We start from the raw sequence: 3,881 nt of genomic DNA, 5'->3' as shown, positions 1-3,881 counted from the left end.
GAATCAAGATCAAACTAAAAGGACTAACTCCGCTTGAATATCGGCAGTTAGTCCTTAGTTAGCAGCTAATATAAAGTGTCCTAATTTTAGGGGTCATATCATCAGTAGCCTTCTATATAATATCTATTAAAAATTTAATTCTGCTTAAAAGCAAAAACGATTTGATGTTCCTTGGTAGTATTAGCAGGTAAAACAATATCTCCAAAATCTTGGTGATTGATTGCACCCGGCAATACTTGCGCTTCTAAAGCAACAGCTTCACTTGGCTGTGCGGTAGAACCGTTGTCCCGCTTAAATTTTACTCCAGTTTGCTCCTGCGTCATGGTATACATCACTAAGCAATTGCTTTCACTTGAAATAGTAATTTGACGGCCACTTCCTTTTTCTTTCAAAGTAGCCACAGGTTTCATTTGATTTTCTTTACCATTAATAACAAACGCGTCATCGAAACCTTTATTGGCTTCTAATGCAGCAGCTAAATTGCTAAAATCATGAAAATCATACGGAGTATTGGCATTTGCCAGCATTTTTCCAGTCGGAATTAACTCAGAGTCAAGTTGTAAATGTTCCTCACTATTTATCTTAATTTCGTGCGTACTTAAATTAGGCTGGTCACTTAAATTAAAGTAAGCATGACAAGTAGGATTAAACAGTGTTGTTTGCGTACCATTTTCAGCTTTATAAGAGATTGTTAATTTATCTTCATTATCTAAAGTATAGGTAATGATAACCAGCATATCGCCAGGAAATCCGTCATGATCTTCTTTAATCTGGTTTGTAAATATTGCACTCGCACTGTTAGCAGTTTTACCAGTTTGTGTTTGCCAGTTTAAAAAGCGAAAGCCTTTATTACCACCATGCAGAGTGTTGCCATTTTCATTCGTGGGAACTTGCACATTAGACCCATCTAAAGTGAACTGACCTTTTTTAATTCTGCCAGCTACACGTCCAATTGATTGACAACAACATAAACCGTTAGAATAATAATCTGCACAATGATCAAAGTTCATCAACAAATTCTTTTGTTGTTTATTTTTATCAGGTACCAAAAATTCGTACCAGGTAGCTCCCAGCGATAAACATGAAATTGTTATACCATGATCATTTTTTAACGTAACTTTTTTAACATCGTTACCTTGATAATTTTCAAATATTTCCTCAATGTCTTCCATTTTTTCTCCAATTAACTTAATCGTATTAGTAAAATACACTACTTCAATTATACTATTGAAATAGTGTATTTTTTCTAAGAAATCTTAATCATAAGTGTTTGGGATTTATTAGTTAGCGATTTGATTTTATTTGATACTGCACAGATCAACTCCGTACATAGTTGCAGGTCAGTAACTTGGTCTTCTGTTGCTGCAAATGAAAAGACAGTATGGTGGCCACCACCAGCCTTGATCCACTCAGTAGCACTTTTTTTACTGTTGCTATTTACTTAGATGAATCTCGCGGTCAAACAGCAGTTGCAGGTTTTTATCAAAATTATGGGCGATAAAAATGACAGTGCCTGGCATTTTAAGGAGTTCTTGTAGGATTTCTCTGGTTCCTGCCTGATCAATTGCACTTGTGCCTTCATCAATCAGTAAGATTTTACTGTCATGTATTTGCGAACGCGCAAGAATTATTTTTTGCCTTTGACCGCCAGAAACATTTAGTTTTTGCAAGTTTATTTCTGTATTCATGCCATGAGAAAATTTGGCAATATCTGTGCCCAAACCTACTGCTAGAGCTGCAGGTTCGGCCAGCAAGTCTAATTTGGGATTGAACATTGTAATATTGTTTTTGATGGTGCTGGGAAATAAAACAGGATCTTGTGCAATATAGCCGATTTTAGCTAAATCAGGCTTGATCACTTTCCCGTCTTGATCCTTATATGCTATTTTCCCCGAACTCGGTGACAAAATCCCCAAAATTAGCTTAAACAAAGTTGACTTACCTGTTCCGCTATCACCTGATAGTAAAATTTTTTCGCCATAATTAACAGTGATATCACGGAACTTCAAAGCTTCACCATTAGGAAAACTAATTGCCAAATCTTTTGTACTAAAAGCAAAAGGAGTTCCTAAGTTTTGCTCATCAGTTTTTACTGGTACAGTTGCTGCGGTAACTTTGTCTCAAAGTTCTGGTGCCCTTAATTAAGCAAAAATAGAATGGCAAGTATTCGATTGCTAGTGAAATATAATGACTAAAATTACCGATAACTGCAATTGCACCAAACGTAACCAGACCGCCTTTAATTAAAATACCAGTCCAGACGAACAAAATCAGGATCATAACTTGCGCAACACCATTAGTAATAATAGATAGAACTTGTTGTTCTTGTGTTTGCTTGAGATTGGCTTTTTCTAAATCGCATGCACCTTTATGCATTACACTCGTTAATTTATCACCGGCAAGATAACGCTCTAGTTCAGCAATACCGCTTAGCCATTTTTCAATCAGATCCAAATATTGTCTATTTTGAAATATTGTCTATTTTGATGAGATACTTTTTCCGTAGCTTTTTGCAGCGGCTTTTCAATTATTTTAGGCAAAATCAGGGAAACGGCTACCGAAATTAAGATGAGCAGCAACAAACTCCAGTGCATTGTCAGCAGGGCAATTACGGAGAAAAGAATATAGCCTAGAAAATTACAAATGACAGGAATTAAGTTAAAGGACTGATTGTTAACCGTATTAAGATCATTGGTCAGGCGATTTTTAACTTGCGAAGGAAGTTTGATAATTTTTACGGTCATGATAGACGTGGCTTACTATTTTGCTTCTTAAAGTGTGATTAAATTCTTGAACTAGTCGTGTCAGTAAATATTCAGAACCCCAGTCATAAGCATACGACGAAAGATAAGCTAATGTTGTAAAAGTAACGATTAACAACCAGGCTTGGCCGTCATGCTGGCGCAAAGCGGTAAATTCCCACATATTTAAGTATGATGCGCCAATTAAAACAAAAGGTTGTAAGAAACTAAAAAGTACAATGAATATGAAACGAATTTGATTGGTATGAAAGAAGTTTTTAAAAGTCATGGTTGTTCTCCTTCTGGCTTGCTAACCGAATCGTTTTATCAAACATATTTTTAACTTCAGAATTAAGATTATGGGCAATCATGATCACGGTCTTATCAGTGTTAATCAGCTCGGCAATAATTTGCTTAGTAGCCTGACTATCAATGGCGCTTGTCGCTTCGTCCAGCAAAATAATTTCGTCAGCGAAAACTTCTGATCTGGCAAGGATAATCTTTTGCTTTTGACCACCGGATAAATTATTTTTATCCAAATCAACCTGTGTGTCGGTTCCTTGGGGAAATCTCGCAATGTCGCTCTGCAATTGCACTTTATTAATTAAATTAGGCACCTTGTCTAATAACTGCTGGTGAAACATCACGATATTTTCCGCAATTGTTCCTGGAAATAATTGCGGATCTTGAGCAATGTAACTGATCCGGTTTAAATTTGGTTGAAAAATCTGCCCCGCATTATTTCTAAAAATAATTTGACCTTGATAGGGCTTAATCTTACCCAAAAGAGCTTAGAACAGTGTTGACTTGCCTGTTCCGCTGTCGCCTGCAAGCAAAACTTTTTCACCCTTATTGACCACAAAATCGGGATATTTAATTATTGGACCATTAGGATATTTAAGCGCCAAATTTTTAATTTCAATTTGGGCAATTTGAGCAGATGACCCATTCGGCTTGGATTTGGTGTTAGAAATCAAGCTAGCCGTAGTTTGATTAATATTTTTAGTAGACTTAATCTTGACTGCAGCAGTTGTAATAGAGGATACAGCTGAAAAAATACCAAAAGAAAAGGAAGTCGAAGCTAATGCCGCCCCAATTTTTATTTGACCAGTTAAAAACAGGATACCCGCTAAAAAGGCG

Annotated in this window: 6 protein-coding genes and 2 pseudogenes; all 8 read right to left on the bottom strand. The window is 36.3% G+C overall.

Features of this window, described 5'->3' with window-relative positions; all coding sequences use genetic code 11:
* Positions 1–134 precede the first annotated feature (134 nt).
* On the bottom strand, positions 135–1,172 hold the full coding sequence (locus tag Q0K80_RS10040) for an aldose epimerase family protein (protein WP_294605966.1): 1,038 nt from the start codon (positions 1,170–1,172) through the stop codon (positions 135–137).
* Between the two features lie 74 nt (positions 1,173–1,246).
* Positions 1,247–1,423 (bottom strand): annotated as a pseudogene (locus tag Q0K80_RS10035) (hypothetical protein); the annotation flags it as partial.
* Positions 1,424–1,433: 10 nt separating this feature from the next.
* Positions 1,434–2,039 carry an ATP-binding cassette domain-containing protein gene (locus tag Q0K80_RS10030; protein ID WP_294605964.1) on the bottom strand — a complete coding sequence of 202 codons (606 nt, stop codon included), beginning with the start codon at positions 2,037–2,039 and terminating at the stop codon, positions 1,434–1,436.
* A 43-nt stretch (positions 2,040–2,082) separates the two neighbouring features.
* Positions 2,083–2,454 (bottom strand): hypothetical protein, encoded by a 372-nt coding sequence (locus tag Q0K80_RS10025; RefSeq protein WP_294605962.1) that lies wholly within the window; start codon positions 2,452–2,454, stop codon positions 2,083–2,085.
* Positions 2,445–2,744: an ABC transporter transmembrane domain-containing protein gene (locus Q0K80_RS10020; RefSeq protein WP_294605960.1), complete on the bottom strand. Its 300-nt coding sequence runs from the start codon at positions 2,742–2,744 to the stop codon at positions 2,445–2,447. The genes Q0K80_RS10025 and Q0K80_RS10020 overlap by 10 nt, the downstream gene beginning before the upstream one ends.
* Positions 2,707–3,030 carry a hypothetical protein gene (locus Q0K80_RS10015; RefSeq protein WP_294605958.1) on the bottom strand — a complete coding sequence of 108 codons (324 nt, stop codon included), beginning with the start codon at positions 3,028–3,030 and terminating at the stop codon, positions 2,707–2,709. The genes Q0K80_RS10020 and Q0K80_RS10015 overlap by 38 nt, the downstream gene beginning before the upstream one ends.
* Positions 3,020–3,526 (bottom strand): ATP-binding cassette domain-containing protein, encoded by a 507-nt coding sequence (locus tag Q0K80_RS10010; RefSeq protein ID WP_294605956.1) that lies wholly within the window; start codon positions 3,524–3,526, stop codon positions 3,020–3,022. The genes Q0K80_RS10015 and Q0K80_RS10010 overlap by 11 nt, the downstream gene beginning before the upstream one ends.
* A 6-nt stretch (positions 3,527–3,532) precedes the next feature.
* Positions 3,533–3,881 (bottom strand): annotated as a pseudogene (locus tag Q0K80_RS10005) (ABC transporter ATP-binding protein); the annotation flags it as partial.

It is taken from the genome of uncultured Lactobacillus sp. (assembly GCF_945290125.1).
GTDB classification, from domain to species: Bacteria; Bacillota; Bacilli; order Lactobacillales; family Lactobacillaceae; genus Lactobacillus; species Lactobacillus rizhaonensis.
The sequence above is the reverse complement of the archived record's forward strand: the minus strand, read 5'-3'. Positions and strand labels throughout refer to the sequence as shown.